Source organism: Streptomyces sp. NPDC020489 (assembly GCF_044386545.1).
In the GTDB taxonomy this organism is placed as follows: Bacteria; Actinomycetota; Actinomycetes; order Streptomycetales; family Streptomycetaceae; genus Streptomyces.
The window spans coordinates 323,347-346,530 of the sequence record NZ_JBIRUZ010000006.1; the positions used below are offsets into that span (position 1 = coordinate 323,347).

21 protein-coding genes and 1 pseudogene are annotated in these 23,184 nt (G+C 73.1%); 8 read left to right on the forward strand and 14 right to left on the reverse strand.

Features of this window, described 5'->3' with window-relative positions:
* Positions 1 to 5: 5 nt before the first annotated feature.
* Positions 6 to 422: an STAS domain-containing protein gene (locus tag ACH41F_RS18565; RefSeq protein ID WP_391234202.1), complete on the reverse strand. Its 417-nt coding sequence runs from the start codon at positions 420 to 422 to the stop codon at positions 6 to 8.
* A gap of 330 nt (positions 423 to 752) precedes the next feature.
* Here ACH41F_RS18565 and ACH41F_RS18570 point away from each other — a divergent pair, with 330 nt between their 5' ends.
* A complete protein-coding gene (locus ACH41F_RS18570; protein WP_398836598.1) occupies positions 753 to 1,334 on the forward strand; it encodes a sigma-70 family RNA polymerase sigma factor in 582 nt (193 codons plus the stop codon).
* Positions 1,331 to 2,731 carry a zf-HC2 domain-containing protein gene (locus ACH41F_RS18575; RefSeq protein WP_398836600.1) on the forward strand — a complete coding sequence of 467 codons (1,401 nt, stop codon included), beginning with the start codon at positions 1,331 to 1,333 and terminating at the stop codon, positions 2,729 to 2,731. The genes ACH41F_RS18570 and ACH41F_RS18575 overlap by 4 nt, the downstream gene beginning before the upstream one ends.
* A 170-nt stretch (positions 2,732 to 2,901) precedes the next feature.
* On the opposite strand, the gene purU is transcribed toward ACH41F_RS18575, so the two are convergent.
* Positions 2,902 to 3,771: a formyltetrahydrofolate deformylase gene (gene purU, locus ACH41F_RS18580; protein ID WP_391234199.1), complete on the reverse strand. Its 870-nt coding sequence runs from the start codon at positions 3,769 to 3,771 to the stop codon at positions 2,902 to 2,904.
* A gap of 46 nt (positions 3,772 to 3,817) precedes the next feature.
* Positions 3,818 to 4,318 carry a hypothetical protein gene (locus tag ACH41F_RS18585; protein WP_391234198.1) on the reverse strand — a complete coding sequence of 167 codons (501 nt, stop codon included), beginning with the start codon at positions 4,316 to 4,318 and terminating at the stop codon, positions 3,818 to 3,820.
* 117 nt (positions 4,319 to 4,435) lie between these two features.
* Between ACH41F_RS18585 and ACH41F_RS18590 the strand changes: the two genes are divergently transcribed.
* Entirely contained in the window at positions 4,436 to 5,743 is a 1,308-nt protein-coding gene (locus ACH41F_RS18590) for an ABC transporter substrate-binding protein (protein WP_391234197.1), read from the forward strand.
* Positions 5,744 to 5,769: 26 nt separating this feature from the next.
* Here ACH41F_RS18590 and ACH41F_RS18595 read toward each other — a convergent pair whose 3' ends face one another.
* On the reverse strand, positions 5,770 to 7,470 hold the full coding sequence (locus ACH41F_RS18595) for a hypothetical protein (protein ID WP_398836603.1): 1,701 nt from the start codon (positions 7,468 to 7,470) through the stop codon (positions 5,770 to 5,772).
* Between the two features lie 202 nt (positions 7,471 to 7,672).
* Complete coding sequence (locus ACH41F_RS18600; RefSeq protein WP_398836605.1) at positions 7,673 to 9,058, reverse strand: transcriptional regulator; 1,386 nt, start codon at positions 9,056 to 9,058, stop codon at positions 7,673 to 7,675.
* A 268-nt stretch (positions 9,059 to 9,326) separates the two neighbouring features.
* Between ACH41F_RS18600 and ACH41F_RS18605 the strand changes: the two genes are divergently transcribed.
* The 3 genes from ACH41F_RS18605 to ACH41F_RS18615 are packed head-to-tail and all read left to right on the forward strand — an operon-like array spanning position 9,327 to position 12,379.
* On the forward strand, positions 9,327 to 9,989 hold the full coding sequence (locus ACH41F_RS18605) for a bifunctional DNA primase/polymerase (protein ID WP_391234194.1): 663 nt from the start codon (positions 9,327 to 9,329) through the stop codon (positions 9,987 to 9,989).
* Between the two features lie 27 nt (positions 9,990 to 10,016).
* Positions 10,017 to 10,790, forward strand: coding sequence for an ATP-binding cassette domain-containing protein (locus ACH41F_RS18610; RefSeq protein ID WP_391234193.1), 774 nt, complete (start codon positions 10,017 to 10,019; stop codon positions 10,788 to 10,790).
* Positions 10,787 to 12,379, forward strand: coding sequence for a transporter (locus ACH41F_RS18615; protein ID WP_398836606.1), 1,593 nt, complete (start codon positions 10,787 to 10,789; stop codon positions 12,377 to 12,379). Before ACH41F_RS18610 ends, ACH41F_RS18615 begins: the two co-directional genes overlap by 4 nt.
* A gap of 124 nt (positions 12,380 to 12,503) precedes the next feature.
* On the opposite strand, the gene ACH41F_RS18620 is transcribed toward ACH41F_RS18615, so the two are convergent.
* Both ACH41F_RS18620 and ACH41F_RS18625 read right to left on the reverse strand, forming a co-directional pair.
* Positions 12,504 to 13,445 (reverse strand): alpha/beta fold hydrolase, encoded by a 942-nt coding sequence (locus ACH41F_RS18620; protein WP_391234191.1) that lies wholly within the window; start codon positions 13,443 to 13,445, stop codon positions 12,504 to 12,506.
* Between the two features lie 537 nt (positions 13,446 to 13,982).
* Entirely contained in the window at positions 13,983 to 14,675 is a 693-nt protein-coding gene (locus tag ACH41F_RS18625; protein ID WP_391234190.1) for an iron dependent repressor, metal binding and dimerization domain protein, read from the reverse strand.
* 249 nt (positions 14,676 to 14,924) lie between these two features.
* On the opposite strand from ACH41F_RS18625, the gene ACH41F_RS18630 reads away from it, so the two are divergent.
* Positions 14,925 to 15,680, forward strand: a complete 756-nt coding sequence (locus ACH41F_RS18630) for a sugar isomerase domain-containing protein (RefSeq protein WP_391234189.1) — start codon at positions 14,925 to 14,927, stop codon at positions 15,678 to 15,680.
* Positions 15,681 to 15,729: 49 nt separating this feature from the next.
* Here ACH41F_RS18630 and ACH41F_RS18635 read toward each other — a convergent pair whose 3' ends face one another.
* The 4 genes and pseudogenes from ACH41F_RS18635 to ACH41F_RS18650 form a co-directional block, all read right to left on the reverse strand.
* Positions 15,730 to 17,112 carry a PAS domain-containing protein gene (locus ACH41F_RS18635; RefSeq protein WP_391234188.1) on the reverse strand — a complete coding sequence of 461 codons (1,383 nt, stop codon included), beginning with the start codon at positions 17,110 to 17,112 and terminating at the stop codon, positions 15,730 to 15,732.
* Positions 17,113 to 17,244: 132 nt separating this feature from the next.
* Entirely contained in the window at positions 17,245 to 17,649 is a 405-nt protein-coding gene (locus ACH41F_RS18640; protein WP_391234421.1) for a GNAT family N-acetyltransferase, read from the reverse strand.
* Positions 17,650 to 17,710: 61 nt separating this feature from the next.
* A pseudogene (locus ACH41F_RS18645) lies at positions 17,711 to 17,806 on the reverse strand (RidA family protein); the annotation flags it as partial.
* Positions 17,807 to 18,124: 318 nt separating this feature from the next.
* On the reverse strand, positions 18,125 to 19,237 hold the full coding sequence (locus ACH41F_RS18650) for a citrate synthase (RefSeq protein ID WP_391234187.1): 1,113 nt from the start codon (positions 19,235 to 19,237) through the stop codon (positions 18,125 to 18,127).
* Positions 19,238 to 19,564: 327 nt separating this feature from the next.
* Between ACH41F_RS18650 and pdxH the strand changes: the two genes are divergently transcribed.
* Positions 19,565 to 20,194, forward strand: a complete 630-nt coding sequence (gene pdxH, locus ACH41F_RS18655; protein WP_391234419.1) for a pyridoxamine 5'-phosphate oxidase — start codon at positions 19,565 to 19,567, stop codon at positions 20,192 to 20,194.
* 67 nt (positions 20,195 to 20,261) lie between these two features.
* Here the strand turns inward: pdxH and ACH41F_RS18660 are convergent, their stop codons facing one another.
* The 3 genes from ACH41F_RS18660 to ACH41F_RS18670 are packed head-to-tail and all read right to left on the reverse strand — an operon-like array spanning position 20,262 to position 23,163.
* The gene (locus ACH41F_RS18660; protein ID WP_391234186.1) at positions 20,262 to 20,876 is read right to left on the reverse strand and encodes a TetR family transcriptional regulator; all 615 of its coding nucleotides are present in this window, start codon (positions 20,874 to 20,876) and stop codon (positions 20,262 to 20,264) included.
* The gene (locus ACH41F_RS18665) at positions 20,864 to 21,598 is read right to left on the reverse strand and encodes an enoyl-CoA hydratase family protein (protein WP_391234185.1); all 735 of its coding nucleotides are present in this window, start codon (positions 21,596 to 21,598) and stop codon (positions 20,864 to 20,866) included. Before ACH41F_RS18665 ends, ACH41F_RS18660 begins: the two co-directional genes overlap by 13 nt.
* A complete protein-coding gene (locus ACH41F_RS18670; protein ID WP_391234184.1) occupies positions 21,595 to 23,163 on the reverse strand; it encodes an AMP-binding protein in 1,569 nt (522 codons plus the stop codon). Before ACH41F_RS18670 ends, ACH41F_RS18665 begins: the two co-directional genes overlap by 4 nt.
* Positions 23,164 to 23,184: the final 21 nt, after the last annotated feature.

The window sequence follows — 23,184 nt, forward strand, 5'->3', positions numbered from 1 at the left end:
CTCCCTCACGCCGAGAGCGGGTCCGCGTCCTGCGAGACCGCCGCGTCCAGGTCCGCGTGGACGTCGAAGAGACGCCGTACGCCCAGCGCGCCCAGCACCCGGTTGACGTGGGCGCCTCCCCCCAGCTCGGATCCGCCGGACCGGGAGGTGCCCCCGTCGGCGCCCTGGGCCGGGAGGATCAGGCGCAGCCGGCCCTGGCAGGAGCGGATGAGACGGCGGACGGCTATGAGGACGCCGACCCCGCTGGAGTCGCAGAAGAAGACCTCGGACAGGTCCAGCACGAGGCCGTGGCGCCCGTCGGCGACCACGTCGTGCACCCGCTGACGCAGCACCGGCGAGGTCACCAGGTCCAGTTCTCCGGACACCCGCAGCACGGTCCAGCCGCCGCGCTCGCATTCGGTCACGTTGAACGCCACCACCACGCCTTTCGCTCGCCGGGACTTGCCGGAACGACCAACGAACGGAAGGCGTTCCTACGTTTCCTTGCAGCGTGGCTGCCCAGCGGCCGTGCCCCGAAACGCGCCACGGGAAACGGGAAGCGATCAGAAGAGGCTTGTTCTAGTCGCCTTCGATCCTGTTCGATCGAGGAGGGGAGCACAGTGGAGGGGAGGCGATGTCCACTATCACCGCCGGCTCCCCCGGGGGCGCACAATGCGACAAAGGGGCGTGCGCTGTCGGACGTGCCGACTACATTCGAGGAGACGGTGGGCTCAGGCTTGACGGGCACACAAGAACAGGGCTGAGGGGGCCGCATGGCGAAGAAGGACGCACCGCCCCGCTGGGACCGCAAGATGCAGCAGCGGCTCGCACGCGGTGAGGCGGCGGCCCTCGGCGAGCTCTACGACCGCTTCGCCTCACTCGTGCACGGCCTCGCCCACCGCGTCCTCGGCGACGAACGCGCCGCCGACGGCATCACCCGCGAGGTCTTCGCCCACGTCTGGCAGCACCCCGACACCTACGACCCCCGGCAGGGCCCCCTGCGCTCCTGGGTCGCCGGTCTGACCCACCGTCTCGCCGTGCAGCGCCTGCGCGCCACCGAGACCGCCGCCCTGGAGCAGGCGGGCCGCGGCTGCGCCGAGGACCTGGAGCGCAAGGTCCGCCGCGCCTCCGTCGCCGCCCGCGCCGACTACATCGTGCAGTCCATGCCGTCCCCGCTGCGCGCCGCCCTGGAGCTGGCCTACTTCCAGCGCCGCGACTACCGCCAGACCGCCGCCGACCTCGGCGTCACCGAGGACGAGGCCCGCCGCCGCCTCCGCCTCGGACTCCAGCTCCTCGCCACGGCCCACGACGCCGGCGCCCCCGGAGCACCACCCGGCTACGGAGGTGCCGCGTGAACGAGGCGAACCGCTTCGAGGCGTACGACGAACACGAGAGCAAGAAGGGCAGCGAGGGCAGCGAGGGCGACGACCAAGAGGGCCGAGGCCAGGAGGACGGGTCCTCCGGCGCCGCGCCCGAGCAGGGCGACCCGCTGCACACCGGCGGCGACGGCGGCGGCGGCGCCCCCACCCCCGACCACCGCGACCACCCCGACGAGCCGCCCCGCATACCGCTCCCCCGGGCCTCCGTCGAGGACACCGGCCACCCCCTGCCGCCGCTGGAGACCCCGCCGCCCGCCCCTCTCGTCCTGGAGCACGCCGTCCTGAAGTCGCTGCTCGGTGCCTGGGCCCTCGCCGCCTGCTCCCCGGAGGAGACCGCGGCCGTCGAGGAGCACCTCGGTGACTGCGGCTCCTGCGCGGACGAGGCGCTGCGGCTGCGCGGCGCGGTCGGCCTCCTGCACCCGCCGGAGAGCCTGGACCTGGACCCGGGGCTGCGCACCCGCGTGCTGGAGAGCTGCCTGGACCGCCGCCCGCCGCGCATCCCCGTGCCGGAGTGGGCGAGGCCGTACGACGCCGAGACCGCCCGCCTGGACGCGCTGCTGCGGGACATGGGCGACGCCGAGTGGCACGCGCCCGTGCGGCTGCGCTGGTTCGAGGCCGACGAGCCGACGAGCCGTCGTACGACGGTCGCCGGTGTCATCGCGCACCTGCTCTCCGTCGACGGTCTGATCGCCCTCGCCCTGGGCCTGGACGACCCCCTCGGACAGGCCCCCGCGAACGCGCCGACCCCGGCGGGGCGCACCGAGGCGTTCTGGCGCGGCTCGCACTTCCCGCCGACCCGCTCGGTCCGGGGTCCCTGGCGCGAGCAGAGCCACGACCTGGTCCGCACGGTCTCCTTCACCGGCGGCGGCGCCGGCAAGCTCCCGGTGTCGTACGGCGACTTCGAACTCCCCCTGCGCGACGCCATGCTGGACCGCGCCTTCGAGTGCTGGGTCCACGCGGACGACATCGCCGAGGCGGTCGACTACCCGTACGCCCCGCCGTCCCCCCGCCACCTCAACCGCATGATCGACCTCGCCGCCCGCATGCTCCCCGCGGCCCTGGCCGCACGCCGGCAGAACGGGCTGGCCGCCCCCGGCCACGGACGTCATCTCAGCGTCGCCGGCGAGCCGGGGCGCAGTCTGCGGCTGGAGATCGAGGGCCTGGGCGGCGGCGAGTGGCTGATCCCCCTGGACTCCCCGGCGGCGGTGGGCTCCGCGGAGCACGAGGTCGCGCATGTGGCCCTGGACGGCGTGGAGTTCTGTCAGCTGGCCGCCGGCCATGTGCCTCCGGCGGACGCGGCGGCGGGCCAGGTCGGTGACCGCGAGGCGATCAAGGACGTACTGTTCGCGGTCGCGTCGTTGAGCCGGATCTAGGGGCGGGTTGCGCCATCGTCGGCGGCTGCGGGCGAGTGGGGGTTGTTCGCGCAGTTCCCCGCGCCCCTGAAAGAAGGCCGGTTCACTGGACGCACCTTCAGGGGCGCGGGGAACTGCGCGACCAGGCACAACCAGCCCGCAGCCGCCCGACGACACCAGGCCCCGAGCTCCTAGGCGAACACCACCGTCCGGCGCCCGTTCAGCAGGATCCGCCGCTCCGCGTGCCACTTCACGGCCCGCGCCAGCGCCTGGCACTCCACGTCCCGCCCGATCGCGACCAGCTGGTCCGGCGTCACGTCGTGCCCGACCCGCTCGACCTCCTGCTCGATGATCGGCCCCTCGTCGAGGTCGGCGGTGACGTAGTGCGCCGTCGCCCCGATCAGCTTCACGCCCCGCGCGTGCGCCTGGTGATACGGCTTGGCGCCCTTGAAGCTCGGCAGGAAGGAGTGGTGGATGTTGATGATCCGCCCGCTGAGCTGCTTGCACAGGTCGTCGGAGAGGACCTGCATGTACCGGGCGAGGACGACGAGTTCGACGCCCTCCTCGCGCACCAGCTCCAGCAGCCGCGCCTCGGCGTCCGCCTTGGTCTCCTTCGTCACCGGGATGTGGTGGAAGGGGATGTCGTAGGAGCCCACGAGCTCGGCGAAGTCGGTGTGGTTGGACACCACGGCTGCGATCTCCACCGGCAGCGCGCCGATCCGGGCCCGGAAGAGCAGGTCGTTGAGGCAGTGCCCGAACTTGCTGACCATCAGCACGACCCGCATGCGGTCCTCGGCCCGGTTGATCTGCCAGTCCATGTGGAAGGCGTCACCGATCGCCGCGAAGGAGGCCCGCAGCTTGTCCACGGTCACCGGCTCCTCGGCCGAGAAGTGGACGCGCATGAAGAACAGACCCGTGTCGTGATCGCCGAACTGCTGACTGTCCTCGATGTTGCAGCCGGTCATGAAGAGGTAGCTCGACACGGCGTGCACGATGCCCTGCTTGTCGGGGCAGGACAGGGTGAGGACGTACTGCTCGGCGGGGGTGGACTGCGCGTTCATGCAGGACAGGGTCCCATATCCGCCGGTGCGGCAGGGACGCCGTCCGTCACGCGGACCGGGTCATGATCTGGAGCACCTGGAGCGAGCGCGGCGCCGCCTCGGGGTCGTCGCCGTCGGCCGTCGCCATCCGCACATGCGCGTCCCGCGCCGCCCGCACCGCGTCCGGCCACCCCGGGTTCTCCATGTACACGGAGACGGGAGCGTCGGGACCGACCTGGTGCATGATCCGCAACACCCTGAGGACGGCGGTGTCGACGAGGGCCGCCTCCTGGGAGTCCCGGAAGATCGTGCCGACGTACTTCTCGGCGGACCAGTTGTCCAGCCAGGTGTCCTCGACGAGGCGGTACACGGCGTCGGTGACGTCCCCGTACCCCTCGACACCGGCCAGCCAGACGTCCCGCTGGAACCCTGGGTCGGAGAGCATGTGCAGCGCGGAGCGCACATTGCTGCGCCAGCGCCACCACGGCATGTCGTTCAGTGGCATGCCGCCCATGGTGGAGGAGCGACGGCCGCGACGGGAAGAGTTCTCCGAACCTTGCACGGTCATCGATCGTACGTTCCCTCGCACACCGGTCTCACCGACCCCCGCAATTCACCTGCGTGTCACCGTTCGTCGACCCTGAGTCACTCGTGGGTTGGTCATGTGGCGGAAGCGTGTGTGCCCATGACCGGCAGGCGACGCATCCGCAGCACCTTCCTCCCCACGCTCCACCGGCCCGTCAGAGCCACCGCCCTCGCGGCGGGGGCACTGGCCGTGTGTGCGTCGCTCACCACCGGTTGCGGGGTCATCCCCGGTGCCACGGGGGGCTCCGGGGACGACCCGATCAAGGTCATGACCTGGGCCTCGATGAACACCGACGCCACCAACAAGCCCGGCATGCCCGCCATGGCGCAGGCCTACGCCCGCTGGGTCAACGCGCACGGCGGCATCAACGGCCGCAAGCTCACCGTCCTCGTCTGCAACGACCGCAACGACACCATCACCGCCGCCGGGTGCGCCCAGCGCGCCGCCGACGAGGAGGTCGTCGCGGTGGTCGGCTCCTACAGCCAGTTCGGCGACACGTTCTTCTCCACGCTGGAGAGCGCCGACATCCCCTACATCGGCGGCTACGGCATCACCAACGCCGAGTTCGACAGCCCCCTGTCCTACCCCGTCAACGGCGGCCAGCCCAGCCTGCTCGCCGGCCTCGGCAAGGAGCTCGGCGCCGACTGCGGACCGGTGGCGCTGGTCCGCCCCGACAGCATCGCCGGGGACGAGCTGCACGTCATGCTCGACTCCGGGCTCAAGGCCGCCGGGCACCCCGCGGCCGCCGACCAGCTGGCCGCCGAGGACGCCACCGAGTACGGCGCCCAGTCCGAGCGCGCCCTCGACCGCACCACCGGCGACCCGGGGAAGAAGGGCTGTGTGGTGCCCGCCCTCGGGGACCGCACCAGCACCTTCATGGACTCCTTCCGGCGCGCCCGCGAGGACTATCCCGACGTGCGCACCGCCACCGTCCTCGGCAGCGTCGACCAGACGGTCGTCAACGCCACCGGCGGCGCGTCGGGCCCGTACGAGGGCTCCTACGTCGCCGGCTGGTACCCGGTCGCGACGGACCCGCGCTGGGACGCGATGAAGAAGGTCATCAAGGAGCAGGCCTTCGACGACAACCGCATCGACCCCGCGGACGCCGGGGTGCAGACCACCTGGCTCGCGTACACGGTCTTCAGGGCCGCCGTGGAGTCCCTCGGCGACGGCGAGGTGACGTCGACCGCGGTGCGCAAGGCCCTCGACGGCGGCCTGAAGGTCAACACCGGCGGTCTGACGCCGACACTCGACTGGGACTACGACAACGGGCTCGCCGCCGTCGGCCTGCCCCGCCTGTTCAACACCGAGGTGACCCTCCAGGCCGTCCGCGAGGGCCGCCTGGTGACGGCCCGCGAGGGCTTCACGGACGTGCGCGCGACCCTGGAGAACGCCGACGTCGGCTGAGGCCCGCCCCGGCCGGGGCGGGGCGCTCAGAGCTGAGTGCGGGTGCGCTCGGTCAGGCCGTACGTCTTGGCGATCGCGTTCCACAGCCTGGCCGCCGCGGTCTTCTGCGCGCTGGCCTCACCGCTCGCCTGGTTGCCGGCCTGGGTCTCGGCGGTGCTGCGCGCCTGGCCCTTCTTGCAGCCCCTCTTGCCGGCGGTCTGGTCGGCCCAGGCCGCGTAGTGGTTGTCGGCCGCCGCGGACGCCTCCCACGCCTTGGTCAGGGCGGTGGTCAGCCGGACGTGGTCGGGCAGCTTGTCGACGGACAGGCCGGACAGCCGGGTCACCAAATCATTGCGCTGGGTCGCCGCGTCCCGCAGGTCCTTGGCCGCCTGGCCCAGGTTCCGGCAGGCCTTGACGTCCTCGACCGCGCTGATCACCGAGGCCCGGCTGTCGCCGCTGTCGGCCAGCAGCTTGTCCAGCTCGACGGCCTGCGCCTCGGCGGGGTCGGCGGACGGCGAGGCGGACTCGGAGGTCTGCTCGCTCGCCGCGACCGGCTTGTTCCCGTCGCCGTCGTCGCCCCCGCCCCCGGCGAGCAGGGCGCCCGCACCAATCCCGAGGGCGGCGATACCGATCCCGACGGCGGCGATGACGGGCACCCGCGAGCGCCCACGCCCCCCACGGCCACCGCCGTCGTCGTCATGGTCGTACGACGGCTGCGGGCGCCCCGCGCGCGGCGGCGGCCCCGCCTCGAAGCGCGGCAGCTGCTGGGTGGCCCCGGCGGGGCTGTCCCCGCCCGGACCGCTGCGGAAGAGGTTGTCGAACTCGGCCGGCGGCTGCCGCTCCCCGTCGTGCTGCCCGGGCACCGGGGGGATGAACTGCGTCGCCTCGGCGTCCGGCCCGGAGGCCGACCCCTGGGGGCGTCCCAGAAACTGCGTCTGCTCCGCGCCCCCTCCCCTGGGCGCCTCGGGCGGCAGTGGCCCGGGCGGCACCGGCGGGAGGTACTGCGTCGCGCCCTCGTCCGGGGCGGCGGCGACGGGCGGCAGGTACTGCGTGGCGCCCTCGTCGGCGGGCGGCAGGGGCGCTCCGGGCGCGGGGTAGCCGTACGCGTCCGGGTGCGCCGCGGGCATGGGTCCGCTCGGTCCGGCGGGCGGCTGGGGGGCGGCCTGCGCGTTCTGGCCGACCGGCGGGAGGTAGTACGAGGTGGGCTGGTCGGTGTCCTGACCGGCGGGCGAGCCGTAGGTGCCGTGACCGGCGCCCGGGGTGCCGTACGCGTCGGGGCCCGCGGGCGGGTTCTGGTTGACCGGAGGCAGGTAGTACGAGGTCGGCTGGTCGCTGTCGTAGCCGCCGGCCGGGGCGCCCTCCTGCGGCAGGGGCCGCGACGGCTCCTGCGCGGCGCCACCCCACTGCGCCTGTGCCTGGGCTTGTGCCTGCGCGTGAGCCTGTGCCTGGTCCTGTGCCTGGTACGGGTCCGGTGTGCCCCACTGCCCGCCCTGGGAGGCGTCCCAGCCCTGGCCCTGCTGCGGGCCGGCCGACTGCGCCTCGGGTCCCCAGGGGGTGCCCCAGGCCTGGCCGCCCGGCGGGGCCGACGAGGGCGGCGCGGCGGGGGTGGGGGTGTGCGGGGCGGACGGATGGCCGCCGGGTCCGCCCGTCTGGCCCGGCAGCAGCGGTTCGCCGCCGTCGGAGGGCAGCACGATGCCTTCGCGCGCCACGCGCGGCGAGGGCTCCTCGCCCTGTCCACTCTGCGTCACCGGGACTCCTACTAATGGGGGACCTTGTGAATCGTCGGCTCACGCTACCGGGTCCCCCGAGCCCGGTGCCACGCCGCACAGGACCCGACCGGCGTCCCTGTGACCGCGGTAACAAAACCGGGCCCGCATCCGCTACATACGCCCTCCTTTCCCTTACGGGCCTTGCGTTTTTCGCCCGTTCACGCCCTCGCCGCCCGGGGTTTCACGCCGCCGCCTGAAGGTCCATCCGTGCCCCGAACTCCCTTACCACCGGCTCGTCCCGGAACGGCTCCAGCCGCTGCTGGAAGTCCTCGAGGTACTCGGCACCCCGGTTGGAGCGGACGGTCTCCAGCAACTCCACGGCCTTCAGCCCCGTGTGGCAGGCCTGTTCGATCTCCCGCTGCTGCACCTGCGCGGTGGCGAGCAGCACATAACCGATGGCCCGGCGCCGCGCCTTGGTCTCCGGCAGCCCGTCCAGCGACTCCTGGGCCCGCCGCGCCGCCGCGTCGGCCTGCCCCAGGTCCCGGTGGCAGTGCGCCAACTCGTCGGCGAGATAGGCCTCGTCGAAGTGCGCGATCCACGCCGGGTCGTCCCCGCGGGAGGCGTCGGCGGCCTCCAGCGCGCTCACCGCCCGCCCGGACGCCGACTGCGCCGCGCGCACATCCCCCATCAGGGCGTGCCCGCGGGCCTCCGCCGCGAGGAACATCGCCTCCGCGCGCGGGGTCACACGCCCCCGCGCCCCTTCCTGCGCCGCACGCGCCAACTGCGCGATCTCCCGCGGGTTTCCGAGCTGCGCGGCGAGATGGCTCATGGACGCGGCGAGCACGTACCCGCCGTAGCCGCGGTCCCCGGCGGCCTGCGCCAGCCGCAGCGCCTGGATGTAGTACCGCTGCGCGAGGCCCGGTTGGCCGGTGTCGATGGCCATGTACCCGGCGAGCTCCGTCAACCGCGCGACGGCGGCGAACAGTTCCCGTCCGACGGCCTCCCGGTACGACCCGGCCAGCAGCCCGGAGACGACGCTGTTGAGGTAGTGCACCACCACCGGGCGCACATGCCCGCTGCCGTACTGGTGGTCGAGGTCGACGAGCGCCTGGGTCATCGCCTTCACGGCCGCCACGTCGGACTGCCCCACGCGCGGGCCCGCCTGACGTGCCACCTGCGGGTCGGGTGAGGAGATCAGCCAGTCCCGGCTCGGCTCGACGAGCGCGGAGGCGGCGACCGAGGAGCCGGACAGGAAGTCCCGGCGCCCCACGTCGCTGCGCCACAGTTCGCAGACCTGCTCGATGGCGCCCAGCACGGTCGGCGAGAACTGCAGGCCCACACCCGAGGCGAGGTTCTTGCCGTTGGCCATGCCGATCTCGTCGATGGTGACCGTACGGCCGAGTTTGCGGCCCAGCGCCTCCGCGATGATCGCCGGGGCGCGCCCCCGCGGCTGCTGTCCGCGCAGCCAGCGCGCCACGGACGTCTTGTCGTAGCGCAGGTCGAGGCCGTGCTCGGCACCGCACATGTTGACCCGGCGGGCGAGCCCGGCGTTCGAGCAGCCCGCTTCCTGGATGAGCGCCTGCAGCCGTTCGTTGGGCTGCCGTGCGACGAGAGGCCTTGCGGCCATGGTGTACCCCCTGGGAACAACCCCTGAAGCGAAAAGATCCGGCCGTGGAGATCAATGCCCCGCGGACATACCGGTAATGCGAGGCATGCGAGGATTGCCGGGGTAAAAGACGGAAGCCACCCCGCTTGTGGCTACCCATCTCCCCCCACAGATCCTCCCGCGCGCCCCCGCACGTGCATCCATGCGCCCCAGCTGCGGAATCGATGCGCTTCCCCCGCGCGCGCAGGCACTGGTGCCTGGGCCGTAACCCGAGGTGGGTGCGGGAGTTGTGTTGAGCGTGGAAGAGACGATCGCGGGCACCGAAGCCGCTCAGATTCCGAAGCAGCGCGGGGAATCGCTGCTGGAGACCGCCGTGCGCTATGCCGAGGAGCGCCACTGGGACGTGTTCCCCGGCACCTGGCTGGAAGCCGTCGACGGGGTGCAGCACTGCTCCTGCGGCGACGCGGCGTGCGCCGCACCCGGCGCGCACCCCGCGCGTGAGGACTGGGCGACGCAGGCCACGGGCAGTGCGACCGTCGCGCGCCGGTTGTGGTCGAAGCAGCCGCTCGCCTCGATCCTGCTGCCGACGGGGCGGACCTTCGACGCGATCTCCGTCCCGGAGACGGCCGGCTTCCTGGCGCTCGCGCGGATGGAGCGGATGGAGCTGACGCTGGGGCCGGTGACCCTGTCGCCGGATCGCCGGATGCACTTCTTCGTGCTGCCGGGCGCCTCGGTGAAGGTGCCGGAGCTGGTGCGCAAGCTCGGCTGGGCGCCGTCCTCGCTGGACCTGGTGGCGCTCGGCGAGGGGGCGTTCGTGGCGGCGCCGCCCACCCGGTACGGGTCGCGGGGGGCCGTGCAGTGGGCCTGCCGGCCCACGCCCGCCAACAGGTGGCTGCCGGACGCGGAAGAGTTGATCTCACCGCTCGCCTACGCCTGCGGACGGGACCGCTGAGCGTTCCCGCCCCTTAGGTTGGCTTCCATGACGTCGGCCGTAAGTGTTCGCGGGCTCTGGAAGCGGTTCGGGCAGCAAGTCGCCGTGGCCGGGATCGATCTGGAGTTGCCCGCCGGGAAGTTCATCGGGCTCGTCGGTCCCAACGGGGCCGGGAAAACCACCACCCTCTCCATGATCACCGGGTTGTTGCGGCCCGACCAGGGGGTCGTCGAGGTCGTCGGGCACGACGTCTGGCGGGACCCCGTCGAGGTGAAGGCCCGGATCGGCGTCCTGCCGGAGGGGCTGCGCCTGTTCGAGCGGCTGTCCGGGCGGGAACTGCTCGTCTACTCCGGGCGGTTGCGGGGGCTGCCCGCGGCGGAGGTCGACAAACGGGCCGGCCAGCTGCTCGACGTCCTCGACCTGGCGGGCGCGCAGCACAAGCTGGTCGTCGACTACTCGACCGGGATGCGGAAGAAGATCGGGCTCGCGGCGGCTCTCCTGCACAATCCCGAAGTGCTCTTCCTCGACGAGCCGTTCGAGGGCGTCGACCCCGTCTCCGCGCAGACCATCCGGGGGGTGCTGGAGCGGTACACCGCCTCCGGCGCCACCGTGGTCTTCTCCTCCCACGTCATGGAGCTCGTCGAGTCGCTGTGCGACTGGGTGGCCGTGATGGCCGCCGGACGCATCCGCGCGCACGGCCCCCTCGCCGAGGTCCGCGGCGCGGCTCCCTCGCTCCAGCAGGCCTTCCTGGAACTCGTCGGGGCCGGCGGGCGCGACGCCGGGTCGGACCTGGACTGGCTGGGCGGCGGGGCGGGGCGATGAGCGCCGAGGTCACCGCCGTCGTCGTACGGCTGAAGCTGTCGCTGCTCAGGAACGGCCTGCGGCAGTCCGGTGGGCGGCGGGCCGCGTATGTCGCGTCGGCCGTGGTCACGCTGCTGTTCGCCGCGCTCCAGCTGCTCGGGCTGATCGTGCTGCGCGGTGACGAGCACGCCGGGTCCGTCGTCGTGCCGCTGGTGGCGGTGCTGGCGCTGGGGTGGGCGGTGATGCCGCTGTTCTTCCCCGGCGGGGACGAGACGCTCGACCCGACGCGGCTGGTGATGCTGCCGCTGCGGCCCCGGCCGCTGGTGCGGGCGCTGCTGGTGGCCTCGCTGGTCGGGATCGGGCCGCTGTTCACGCTGTGCCTGCTCGTCGGCTCCGTGATCGCGGTGGCGCACGGCGGGGCGGCGTTCGCCGTCGGCGGTGTCGCCGTCGTCCTCGCGCTGCTGGTGTGCGTGGCGCTCGCGCGGGCCGTGGCCGCCGCCAACATCCGGCTGCTGACCAGCCGCAAGGGCCGCGATCTGGCGGTGCTGAGCGGGCTGGTGATCGCGATCGGGGCGCAGCTGGTCAACTTCGGTGCGCAGCGGCTGGGTTCGAGCGGCCTGGGGGAGCTCGACCCGGCGGCGGACGTGCTGAGGTGGGTGCCGCCGGCGTCCGCGATCGGGGCGGTGCGGTCGGTGAGCGAGGGCTCCTACGGGGTCGCGGTCGCCCAACTCGCGCTGAGCGCGGGGGCGCTGGTGGCGCTGATCGCCGTATGGGCCCGGCATCTGACCCGGCTGATGACCGCGCCCGACGGCTCCACCCTCCAGGCCGCCGGTGACTCCCGCCCCCGTGAGCGGACCTCGACCAAGCTCGGACGGCTGCTGCCCGCCGGGCGTACCGGGGCGGTGGTGGAGCGGAGTCTGCGCTACGTCTGGCGCGATCCCAAGACCAAGGCCGCGTGGGTGACCTCGCTGGCGATCGGGCTGATCGTGCCCGTGTTCAACGCGCTCCAGGGCACCGGCTCGATCTACTTCGCCTGCTTCGCCGCGGGCATGCTCGGCATCCAGATGTACAACCAGTTCGGGCAGGACACCTCCGCGTTCTGGATGGTCGCGCTGACCATCTCCTCACCCCAAGACGCCTACGTCGAGCTGCGCGGCCGGGCCCTGGCGCTGCTGGCGATCACCCTGCCGTACGCGGTCTGCGTGACCGTCCTGACCACGGCGTTGCTCGGCGACTGGGCGCGGCTGCCCGAGGCGCTCGGGCTGTCCCTCGCGCTGCTCGGCGCGATGCTGGCGACGGGCGCGTGGACCTCCGCCCGCTTCCCGTACTCCATCCCGCAGGAGGGCTACAAGAACGTGGCCCCCGGACAGAGCGGCCTCGCCTGGATCTCGATCCTCGGCGGCATGGTCGGCGCGGCCCTGCTGTGCGCACCCGTCATCGCACCGACGATCTGGGTGAACATCAGCGCGGACGGGGAGACGTGGACCTGGCTGCTGCTTCCACTGGGAGCGGCCTACGGCACGGCGATCACGCTGGCGGGCCTACGCCTGGCAGCACCCCGCACGGCAGCGCGGTTGCCGGAGATTCTGGCGGCGGTTAGCAGGGGCTGAGGGGGCCCGCTGGGCGGGGGCGCCGTGAGGGCGGAGGGCACCGCCGGGCTGAGGGCGCCGCGGGGCGCAGGGCAACGCCAGGGCGCAGGGCACCGCCAGGCGCAGGGCGCCGCGGCGGCCGACGTCAGGGCGTCAGGGCGTCGATGAACGGTTCGATCGCCGACCGCCAGGCCTCCGGCTGGTCGTAGTGCACCAGATGGCCCGCGTCGGCGACCTCGGCGTACTCCCCGCGGGGCAGGACCCGGACCATCTCCTGGGCCTCCGCGCGACCGAGCTCGCCGTCGAGTCCGCGGACCACCAGGGCGGGGCAGCGGACCTGGGCCAGCTCCTCCCAGTGCGCGTCGAAGACCCAGGTCTCCCGGGACTTCAGCATCTGCTCCAGCTCGAAGACCGGCCGCCAGCCGTCCGGTGACTCGGCCATCACCTCGGCGTAGAACTCGCCGCGCGCGGGGTTGGGGCGCTCCACCCAGGGGTCGTCCTCGCCGAACCACTTGCGGACGTCGGCGAGTGTGGCGAAGGGGACGGGCCAGGACTGGAACCAGTCCGCCCACTCCCGCTGCGAGGCGGCCCCGAGGGCGGACGCCCGCATGTCGCAGATGATCACACCGGACACCAGGTCCGGGCGCTTGGCGGCGAGCTGCCAGGCGGTCAGCGCGCCCATGGCGTGGCCGACGAGGACCGCCGGGCCGAGGCCGAGCTGTTCGAGGGCCGCCTCGGCGTCCTCGACGTAGGCCTCGCGGGTGAAGGAGGCCTGCGGGGGCTTGTCGCTGCGGCCGTGGCCGCGCTGGTCGAGGGCCACGGCCCGGTGGCGTTCGGACAGCCAGCGGGCGGTGGAGGCCCAGTGGGAGGCGCGGCCCATGAGGCCGTGCAGTAAGAGCACCCCGGGCGTGCGGTCGAGGGCGCCCTGGACGGTCCGCCGGCCGCCGGGACGCCCGACCGTCTCGCCGCTCCCGCGGACGCCCTGTTCCGTCGCGTCCCTCGCCGGGTCGGTCTTGGGAGCGTCGCCGAACTCCCAGGCCGCGAGACGGACGCCGCCCGCCCCGGTCACGTCGATACGCCGCGCCATTGGTCCTGGCACCCCCCTCAACGGGTCCGTCGAAGTCCGCGAACCGTCTGCTGCCTGCCCTGCCCGCCCTGCCTGACGTGCCTGCTGGTGTGCTCCCCCTCCCTGAAGCGCACAGTCCGCCCGGCGTGTCACCCGAAGGCTATCGAATGCCTATTCGAAAATACGGCTTCCGCCGACAACACCCCTCGTTTGAGTGACCTTGCTCAGGAATGATCGCCGCCGCCGAGGGGAGACCTTCAGCGGGAGGCGGACCGCTCGGGGACATCGGTCCGAGGGGATTGACCCTGGGAGCTCGGGGCTCCGGGTCAGCACAGGGGAGGACAGGCCCCGGCGCCACACGGCGCCGGGGCTTCCCCTGTGTCTGCGGCACATCCTCCCGCCCCCTCAGGTCATATGCCTCACGCGACAGCCTCGCACGCGGGGCCTCGGAGCGCTGCGATTCGGCGCATTGAATCGTGGATTCGACGAGATCGACAACGGGCCACAACTGCCCCTGACTCCACGGAAGTTGAAGACCCGACAGGAGAGGCGTGACGGTCAGCGCTTGGCGACGAACACGTGGGAGGCGACGTCCGACGCCAGCTCGGCCGCCTCACCCCCGCTGCCCACCAGCACCCCGCCGGCCGACTCCGTCACGCTCACCACCGAACCGGGCTGCACACCCGCCCGGCGCAGCGTGTACATCAGCTGCGCGTCGGTCTGGATCGGCTCCCCGATCCGCCGGACGACGACCGTCTTGCCCTCCAGACCCGGGTCCAGGTCGGCCAGCGACACCATGCCCTCGTCGAGGAACGGATCGGCGCCGTCCTTCTCGCCGAGCTCCTCTAGGCCGGGAATGGGGTTGCCGTACGGCGACTCGGTGGGGTGCCGGAGCAGTTCGAGCACCCGCCGCTCCACGGCCTCGCTCATCACGTGCTCCCAGCGGCACGCCTCCGCGTGCACCTGCTCCCACTCCAGGCCGATCACGTCGACGAGCAGGCACTCGGCGAGCCGGTGCTTGCGCATCACACGCGTCGCCAGCCGGCGCCCCTCGTCGGTGAGCTCCAGGTGCCGGTCGCTCGCCACGGACACCAGCCCGTCGCGCTCCATCCGCGCCACCGTCTGGCTGACGGTCGGCCCGCTCTGGTCGAGCCGCTCGGCGATCCGGGCGCGCATGGGGACCACACCTTCCTCCTCCAGCTCGAGGATGGTGCGGAGATACATCTCCGTGGTGTCGATCAGTCCGGACATACGTGCCCCTCGATGAGATCTGCCGGAAGCGCGGCGACTTCGCGGCGCGTGCGCTGGCCCTGGCCTCAATTCTGACGCATAGCACTGACAACCGTGCCGCGCCGGTGAAACGAGCCGGTTTCGGCCCTCTCCCCGCCCCGCCGCGGGCCTCCACCACGGCTCCGGAGCGGCTTCCGTACGGCCGTATTGACACCGGACTGGTCCAGACCGCACGGTGATCCGCGACACAGCCGACCCGAAGGGGCCCGTATGAGCGACGGCACTCCCGCCGACCGGTTCTTCGACGCCGCGATCGGCCTGCTGCGGCGGGTCCGCGACGAGGAGGCCGAGCGGATCGACGCGGCCGCGAGCCTCCTCGCCGACACCGTCGCCGCCGGGGGCCGGCTCTTCGCCTTCGGCGCCGGGCACTCCTCGCTCGCCGCGCAGGACGTCGTCTACCGGGCCGGCGGCCTCGCGCTGATGAACCTGCTCACCGTCCCCGGTGTCGTCGGCGTCGACGTCATGCCCGCCACGCTCGGCTCCGCCCTGGAACGCGTCGACGGCCTCGCGAGCGCCGTCCTCGACTCCTCCCCGCTGCGCGCCGGCGACACCCTGGTGATCATCTCCCTGTCCGGCCGCAACGCGCTGCCCGTGGAGATGGCGATGACCGCACGCGCGCGTGGCGTACGGGTCATCGGCGTGACCTCGGTCGCCTACGCCACCGAGACCACCCCCCGGCACTCCTCCGGCACCTACCTCAAGGACCACTGCGACGTCGTCCTCGACTCCAAGATCGCCATCGGGGACGCGGAACTCACCCTCGACACGGTCCCGGCCCCCTTCGCCCCCGCCTCCACGGTCGTCACCTCGGCCCTCCTCCAGGCCGTCGTGGCGACGGCGGCGGCCGACCTCGCCGGGCGCGGCATCGAGCCGCCCATGCTGCGATCGGGGAACGTGGACGGCGGCCTGGAGTGGAACGCGCGCGTGTTCGAGGAGTACGGGGACCGGATCTACTACCGGCGTTGAGGCCCGGGGCGGGTCCGGGTGGCGCCCGGACCGCGCGTCCCCGCCCGCCTCACTGCCGTAGCGCCCCCGCCAGGTCCAGCGCCGCGGCGATCCGTACCGCCACGTCCTCCGCGTACACCGCGTCCGAACGCTCGAACGGGCTGCGCCCGGCGCCACGCAGGAACGTCACGACGCCCAGCGTGCGCCCCCGGCTGCGCAGGACCGCGCACAGGGCGTGCACCGCGTCCGCCGGCCACTGCCGGTCCAGGGCCCACTGCCGGGCCTTCTCCGCCGGCACCGCCCCCACGCTCGCCCGCACCGAGCCCGCCCGCTCCACGCACTGGAACGCCGGATGCCCTTCGGCGTAGCGCACCGGCAGCCCCGCCTGTCCGGTCGCCAGGCTCGGACCCGGCGCCCCGGAAGGCGTCGTGGCGACCCGGACCAGCCGTACGGGACCGTCCTGCTCGGCCGCCGGGTCACCCGCGACCCGGTCGATCACGGCGTGGTCCGCGAAACCGGCGAGCGCGAAGTCCAGGTGGATCGTCGCCGCCTCGGCCGGGCTCTCGCACTCGGCGGCCGCGCGGGCGGCGCGATGCAGCTGGTTGGTACGGAAGCGCAGCAGGGCCGCCTCCTGCTCGGCCTGCTTGGCCTGGGTCACGTCGTTGAAGAGCCAGCCGACCCCGAGCGGCACCGGCTCCTCCGCGAGCGGCGAGGCCAGCCGTACGAAGCCGCAACGCCAGCAGCGCCGCTGCTCGCCCTCCGGTGTGCGCACGCTCACCCAGATCTCGGCGGGCGCGGGCGGCGCACCCTCGGCCAGCACATGGGTGAGCGCGCTCTCCAGCTCCTCCACGCCCTGCGCGAGCAGCTCCCCGAGCGGCCGGCCCAGGGCGGCCGTACGGCCGATGCCGAGGGCACGCGCGGCGTGCGTGTTGACGACGGCGGGCCGGAGGTCCGCGTCCACGAGGACGACGCCCCAGCTGGCGTCCTCGAACAGCGCCTCGCTCAGCGCGATGGACCGCTCCAGGTCGATCTGCGTGTGCACCTCGCTGAAGGCGCAGTACACCCCGGCCGGCTTGCCGTCGGGTCCGCGCACGGCGGCCGACTGCGTGCGCACCAGGACCCGGCCGCCGTCCTTGGTCACCAGGGCGAACTCGTGCACCTGCCGCCCGGGGGCCCGCATGGCGGACATCAGCCGCCCCTCGACGTCCTGGGCGTCCGCGCTGCGCACCGCCCAGCCCGCGAAACCCTGCCGCCCCACCGCCTCGGCGGCGGTCCAGCCGAGGATCCGCTCCGCCTCACGGTTCCAGTGGGTGACCACGCCGTCCGCGTCGAACGCGCACAGCGCCGCGTCCATCCCGTCGAGCAGGGCGGCGAGCAGATCCGCGCCGTCGGGCTGTTCGGGCTCGTCCGGCCCCAGCTCGTCGGTGGTCCCACTACGCCGGGATGCACTCACCTGGACCCCCTGCGGCTGCGTCCGTCCTTACGGCACGTCGGTTCGCTCACTTGCAATCATCTAACTGGAACGTGACGCAGCACACACCGGGTTCCCGCAAGTTGGGGGAATCGTTGTACGCCGCGTCGGCTTCTAGGGCACCGGGTCCAGCCGGAGGTCCACCCACAGGTCGCTCTCGCCGGGCAGCACATAACGCTCGACCTCGGTGAACCCCCGCCGTCCCGCGAAGCGCAGACCGTCCTCGTTGACGGCCAGCACACAGGTCTCGATCGCCGTGGCCCCGAGCACGCGCGCGTGGGCGAGCCCTTTCTCGTACAGGGCCGTCCCGAAGCCCTGCCCCCGGTGCTCGGGCAGCACACGCGCGATGACCGTCACCGCGCCGTCCCGCGGGGGCCGCACGGTCGAGCAGCCGACGAGCACCTCACCGACGTACGCGTTCTCCAACCGGTACCGCGTGCTGCGCTCCCTCACCGAGCCGAGGTCCAGCTCCTCGGCCGGGATGACCACGTTGTGGACATACCGCCACTGCTCCAGCATGGCGTCACCCACGGCGGGCTCGATCCGGAGCTCAGGAGTTCGAGAGCCAGACGTTCGAAAATCAGACACGAGATCCACTTCCCCGCCGGGCGGACACCTCAATCTCGATCTTCGCGCGAGGATCCGCGAGCCCGCACGTCACCATCGCCGCCGCCGGGGCCGCCGTGAGGGGTCGCGGCTCCCTCTGCTCCTCTTTCCGAAAAAGCGGTTGAACGAGCGCCGACGGGTTCTTAGGCTGCTGCTACTTCAGAAGGGAGGTGGTTCGGCAGATGTATTCCTACCGGACGGAAGAGGTGGCTGCGGGCTAGCGGCCCGTCACCACATTTCAGTGCGGTGCCGGACCCGCGCGCGAAAGAAGCGTGCAGCCGGCCCAATCCCAAGCAGTCACCCGACCCGCGAGCTCGCCGGTGCGTCCGGCCGGCTTCTCCGCTGTGAGGCGGAGGACCCGAGCTCGCGGGTCGTCTGCGTGTGACGGCTAGCGGGCGATGTTCTCGTAGCCCTCGATCTCCTGCGGGCCGCGGGAGCCCGGGCCGACGTAGCGGGCCGAGGGGCGGACCAGGCGGCCGGTGCGCTTCTGTTCCAGGATGTGCGCCGACCAGCCCGCGGTGCGGGCGCAGGTGAACATCGAGGTGAACATGTGGGCCGGGACCTCGGCGAAGTCGAGGACGATCGCGGCCCAGAACTCGACGTTGGTGGCCAGGACGCGGTCCGGGCGGCGGGCGTGGAGTTCCGCGAGGGCCGCCTTTTCCAGGGCCTCGGCGACCTCGAAGCGGGGGGCGCCCAGTTCGCGGGCGGTGCGGCGCAGGACGCGCGCCCGGGGGTCCTCGGCGCGGTAGACGCGGTGGCCGAAGCCCATGAGGCGTTCGCCCTTGTCGAGGGCCTGCTTGACGTACGCCTCGGCGTCGCCGGTGCGTTCGATCTCCTCGATCATGTGCAGGACGCGGGAGGGGGCGCCGCCGTGGAGGGGGCCGGACATGGCTCCCACGGCGCCGGAGAGGGCCGCCGCGACGTCCGCGCCGGTGGAGGCGATGACCCGCGCCGTGAAGGTGGAGGCGTTCATGCCGTGCTCGGCGGCCGAGGTCCAGTACGCGTCGACCGCGGCGACGTGCTTGGGGTCGGGCTCGCCGCGCCAGCGGATCATGAAGCGCTCGACGACGGACTGGGCCTTGTCGATCTCGCTCTGCGGGACCATGGGCCGGCCCTGGCCGCGGGCTGACTGGGCGACGTAGGACAGGGCCATGACGGCGGCGCGGGCGAGGTCGTCGCGGGCCTGGGCCTCGTCGATGTCCAGCAGCGGCTTGAGGCCCCAGACCGGGGCCAGCATGGCGAGCGCGGACTGGACGTCGACGCGGATGTCGCCGGAGTGGACCGGGATCGGGAAGGGCTCGGCGGGCGGCAGGCCGGGGCGGAAGGCGCCGTCGACGAGCAGGCCCCAGACGTTGCCGAAGGAGACGTGACCGACGAGGTCCTCGATGTCGACGCCCCGGTACCTCAGGGCGCCGCCCTCCTTGTCCGGTTCGGCGATCTCCGTCTCGAACGCGACGACTCCTTCGAGGCCGGGTACGAAGCCAGGGTCGAGGTCGGACATCAGGCGGCTCCTCGTGATGTGTGCGACAGGTCTTGTCGGGGTGGCTGGGGGCGACCGGCCAAGGGCTCGGCTCCGGCTGGTCGGTCGGCCCGGTGATGCCCCGTACGCGGCCCGGTGATGCCCCGTACGGCGGGTGGTCACCCCACCGCTGCGACATCTGAACCATATCCCCGAGTGCCACCTTTGGGGAGTGCTTGCGGCACTGAGTGCCATCCCGGTGGTGTGGGCCCGAGCGGCCCTCCAGCGGATCCCGTACGGCAAGATGACGGCGTGACCGACGCAGACACCGTCTCGGGCGAGCCCGCGTCCTTCCCGGACCCGGCCGCCATGCGCAAGCAGTACCGGGCCGACGGCCTGGCCGAGAGCGAGCTGGCCGCGACGCCGGTGGCGCAGTTCGCGCGCTGGTTCCGGCAGGCGGCGACGGAGGCCCGCCTCTTCGAGCCGAACGCCATGGTCGTCTCGACCGCGGACGCGGAGGGGCGGCCCGCCTCGCGCACGGTGCTGCTCAAGCACTTCGACGAGCAGGGGTTCGTCTTCTACACCAACTACGACTCCCGCAAGGCGCAGGACCTCGCCGAGAACCCGTACGTCGCGCTGCTCTTCCCGTGGCACCCGATGGCCCGGCAGGTCATCGTGACGGGGGTCGCGCGCCGGACCGGGCGGGACGAGACCGCGGCGTACTTCCGTACCCGGCCGCACGGTTCGCAGCTCGGGGCGTGGGCCAGCGCGCAGTCCTCGGTGATCGCCACGCGGGCCGAGCTGGAGGCCTCGTACGCCGAGCTGGAGGCCCGCTATCCGGAGGGTGAGCAGGTGCCGGTGCCGCCGCACTGGGGTGGCTTCCGGGTGGCTCCACGGTCGGTGGAGTTCTGGCAGGGCCGGGAGAACCGGCTGCACGACCGGTTGCGGTACGTGGCGGAGCCGGACGGCGGCTGGCGGGTGGAGCGGCTGAGCCCCTGAGCGCCGGGGCGCCTGAATGCAGGAGCGCCTGAGTGCAGGAGCGCCGGGGCGCGTCGGACGGGCGGGCTCAGCCCAGGGCGTCGTCGAGGAGCGCGGCCCACTGGGCGACGACGCGTTCCCGGCGTCCGGCGTCGTCGGTGAGGAGGTTGGCGAGGCCGAGGCCGCGGGCCATGTCGAGCAGGCCCTGGACGGTCTCCCGTACGCCCGGCGTGGACTCGTCGGCGCCGAGGAGGTCCACGGCGATGCGGTGGGTCTCGCGGCCGACGCGGGCCTCCAGCTCGGTGACCCGCGGGCGCAGTTGTTCCTCGTTGGAGGCGGCGACCCACAGGTGCAGGGCGGCGCGGAAGAGGGGGCCGGTGTAGAGGTCGACCAGGGCCGCCACCACGGTGCGCCGGTCGGCCGTGGTGTCCTCGGGGAAGAGGGCGCGCAGGGCGGTGGAGCGTTCCTCCGCGACGTACTCCACGGCGGCCGTGAACAGGTCCTCGCGGGTGGGGAAGTGGTGCTGGGCGGCGCCCCGGGAGACGCCGGCGCGTTCGGCGACGACCGAGACGGTGGAGCCCGCCCAGCCGTGTTCGGCGAGGCAGGCCACGGCGGCTTCGAGGAGGCGCTGCCGGGTGGCGCGGCTGCGGTCCTGTTTGGGGGTACGTTCCACTCGGTCGCCGACCGTGCTCACAGCGCCCATGGGGGGTCCCGTCGTTCTAGGAGGGCCGTCATGCCCTCGCGTGCCTGCGCGGAGGCGAACAGGCGGGCCGAGAGCGCGGTGAGGTCGGCCGCGTCCCGGTCGAAGGCTTCCAGCACCCTAGCGGTGAGCAGCCGCTTGGTCTCCGCGAGGGCGTCGGGGGCGGCCTTGCGCAGTCCTTCCAGGATGGGGGCGAGGACGTCGTCGACGTCGTCGCCGGTGGCGGTGAGCAGGCCGGTGCGGGCGGCCTCGGCGGCGTCGAAGCGTTCGCCGGTGAGGTAGTGGCGGGCGAGGGCGCGGGGGTCGGCGCGGGGCAGCAGGGTCAGGGAGATGAGCGCGGGGGCGACCCCGATGCGGACCTCGGTGAAGGCGAAGGTCGCCCCGGTGGACGCCACCGGGACGTCGCAGGCGGCGAGCAGGCCGAGGCCGCCCGCGCGGACGTGGCCGGTGACGCGGGCCACGACCGGCTTGGGCAGTTCGACGATCTGCCGCAGGAGCCGCACCAGGGCGTCCGGGTCCGGCGGGTCCTTCAGGTCGGCGCCGGCGCTGAAGGTGTTGCCGGTGTGGGTGAGGACGACGGCGCGTACGTCGCCGTCCTTGCCGCTGTCGGTCAGCGCGGCGGCGAGTTCGCCGACCAGGGCGGCCGACAGGGCGTTGCGGCGGTGCGGGGAGTCGAGGGTGAGGGTCTCGATCCCGCGCGCGCGGGTGCGGGCGATCAGGGTCATGCGGGCTCCCTGAGCTGTCGGCGCAGGATCTTCCCGGAGGCGGCGCGTGGTACGCCGTCGACGAAGGTGACGCGGCGGACGCGTTTGTAGGGGGCGACGCGTTCGGCGACGTAGGTCATGACGTCGTCCTCGCAGAGGTCGGTGGCGGTGGGCTGTCGGACCACGTGCGCGTGCGGGATCTCGTTGCCGTCGGCGTCGTGGGCGCCGACGACGGCGGCGTCGGCGATGCCCGGGTGGGTGAGCAGGAGTGCCTCCAGTTCGGCCGGGGCGACCTGGAAGCCCTTGTACTTGATGAGTTCCTTGACGCGGTCGACGACGAACAGCCAGCCGTCCTCGTCGACGTGGCCGACGTCCCCGGTGTGCAGCCAGCCGTCGGTGTCGATCATCGCGGCGGTGGCGTCGGGGCGGCCGAGGTAGCCCTTCATGACCTGGGGGCCGCGGATGAGGATCTCGCCGTCCTCGCCGATGCCGACGTCGGCGCCGGGGTCGTCGAGGGAGACGATGCGCATCTCGGTGCCGGCGACGAGGCGGCCGACGGTGCCGGGGGGTGCCTCGCGCATGGCGGTCAGGGGGACGACGTGGGTGCCGGGCGAGAGTTCCGTCATGCCGTACGCCTGGCCGACGGGCGGCAGGTTCAGGCGCCGGGAGCAGGCGTCGGCGAGCGCCGCGTCCAGGGGGGCGGCGGCGCTGATGACGTACTGGAGTGTCGTGAGGTCGTAGTCGGCGACGAGGGGGTGCTTGGCGAGGGCCAGGACGATGGGCGGGGCGACGTACAGGCCGGTGATGCGGTGGTTCTGGATGGCGGCGAGGAAGGTCTGAAGGTCGAAGCGGGGCAGGACGACGACCGTGGCGCCCCGGCGCAGGGGGGCGTTCATGAGGGCGGTCAGGCCGTAGATGTGGAAGAACGGCAGGACGGCGAGGATGCGGTCGCCGGGACCGGCGGAGACGGCCGGTTCCAGCTGGGCGAGGTTGGTGGCCATCTGGCGGTGGGTGAGCATGACGCCCTTGGGGACGCCGGTCGTGCCGGAGGAGTAGGGCAGGGCCGCCACGTCCTCGGCCGGGTCGATGTCGACGACCGGTTCGGGGGCGGTGGAGCCGAGCATGTCGAGGAGCGAGCGGTGGCCGGGGGCGGTGTCGCAGACGAGGATCTCCTGGACGCGGCCCGCGAGTTCGGCCGCCCGGTGGGCCGTGTCCAGCAGGGGGGAGACGGTGACGATCCAGCGGGCCGCCGAGTCCTTCAGCTGTTTGGCGAACTCCTCGGCCGTGGCCAGGGGGTGCACGGTGGTGACGGAGGCGCCCGCGCGGGTCGCGGCGTAGAACGCCGTGGGGAAGGCGAGGGTGTTGGGGCTGTGCAGCGCGAGCACGTCCCCTTTGGTCACGCCCGCCTCGGCGAGTCCGGCGGCCACCCGCCGGTGGAACGCGTCCAGTTGGCCGTAGGTGAGGGTGGTGCCGTCGGTGCCGTCGATCAGTGCGGGGATCTCGCCGAACTCGGCCGCCCGGCCCAGTACGGCCTCGTGGATGGGGAGTTCGACGGGTGGGACGTCTGCGTACGCGCTGCGGAACACGGTTCCTCCAAGGCGGTCGAC

Bases quoted from the DNA above. Each gene is read 5' to 3' on its own strand.
- ACH41F_RS18640 (WP_391234421.1), bottom strand. From the start codon at position 17,649: ATGCTGGAGCAGTGGCGGTATGTCCACAACGTGGTCATCCCGGCCGAG.
- pdxH (WP_391234419.1), top strand. From the start codon at position 19,565: ATGCGCAAGCAGTACCGGGCCGACGGCCTGGCCGAGAGCGAGCTGGCC.
- ACH41F_RS18665 (WP_391234185.1), bottom strand. From the start codon at position 21,598: ATGACCCTGATCGCCCGCACCCGCGCGCGCGGGATCGAGACCCTCACC.
- ACH41F_RS18625 (WP_391234190.1), bottom strand. From the start codon at position 14,675: ATGTCCGGACTGATCGACACCACGGAGATGTATCTCCGCACCATCCTC.
- ACH41F_RS18585 (WP_391234198.1), bottom strand. From the start codon at position 4,318: ATGACCGTGCAAGGTTCGGAGAACTCTTCCCGTCGCGGCCGTCGCTCC.
- ACH41F_RS18650 (WP_391234187.1), bottom strand. From the start codon at position 19,237: ATGTCCGACCTCGACCCTGGCTTCGTACCCGGCCTCGAAGGAGTCGTC.
- ACH41F_RS18660 (WP_391234186.1), bottom strand. From the start codon at position 20,876: ATGGGCGCTGTGAGCACGGTCGGCGACCGAGTGGAACGTACCCCCAAA.
- ACH41F_RS18610 (WP_391234193.1), top strand. From the start codon at position 10,017: ATGACGTCGGCCGTAAGTGTTCGCGGGCTCTGGAAGCGGTTCGGGCAG.
- purU (WP_391234199.1), bottom strand. From the start codon at position 3,771: ATGAACGCGCAGTCCACCCCCGCCGAGCAGTACGTCCTCACCCTGTCC.
- ACH41F_RS18570 (WP_398836598.1), top strand. From the start codon at position 753: ATGGCGAAGAAGGACGCACCGCCCCGCTGGGACCGCAAGATGCAGCAG.
- ACH41F_RS18615 (WP_398836606.1), top strand. From the start codon at position 10,787: ATGAGCGCCGAGGTCACCGCCGTCGTCGTACGGCTGAAGCTGTCGCTG.
- ACH41F_RS18590 (WP_391234197.1), top strand. From the start codon at position 4,436: ATGACCGGCAGGCGACGCATCCGCAGCACCTTCCTCCCCACGCTCCAC.
- ACH41F_RS18600 (WP_398836605.1), bottom strand. From the start codon at position 9,058: ATGGCCGCAAGGCCTCTCGTCGCACGGCAGCCCAACGAACGGCTGCAG.
- ACH41F_RS18620 (WP_391234191.1), bottom strand. From the start codon at position 13,445: ATGGCGCGGCGTATCGACGTGACCGGGGCGGGCGGCGTCCGTCTCGCG.
- ACH41F_RS18630 (WP_391234189.1), top strand. From the start codon at position 14,925: ATGAGCGACGGCACTCCCGCCGACCGGTTCTTCGACGCCGCGATCGGC.